1 rRNA gene is annotated in these 223 nt (G+C 70.9%); it reads left to right on the plus strand.

What is annotated here, in order from left to right:
* Window positions 1-103: 103 nt before the first annotated feature.
* Window positions 104-212: ribosomal RNA gene (gene rrf, locus AB1L88_RS27015) — 5S ribosomal RNA — on the plus strand.
* Window positions 213-223 lie beyond the last annotated feature (11 nt).

Below are 223 nucleotides of genomic sequence, written 5' to 3' on the forward strand. Positions count from 1 at the left end.
GGTCTTCGTCTTCGTCGATCGGGCGCCCACGACTCGCCTCGCGGCCTGCGGAGTTGCCTCCCATGCGGTCGGTGGGTCTCGCAGTCGACCCCCCGCCCGCCTTCCCGGCGACCATACCCGCGGGGCCACACCCGTTCCCATCCCGAACACGGCCGTTAAGCCCGCGGGGCCTATGATAGTGCCCCTGGCGCGAACGTCGGTCATCGCCGGGTCCTCAGACCCA

This window comes from Tautonia sp. JC769 (assembly GCF_040717455.1).
Classification (GTDB): domain Bacteria; phylum Planctomycetota; class Planctomycetia; order Isosphaerales; family Isosphaeraceae; genus Tautonia.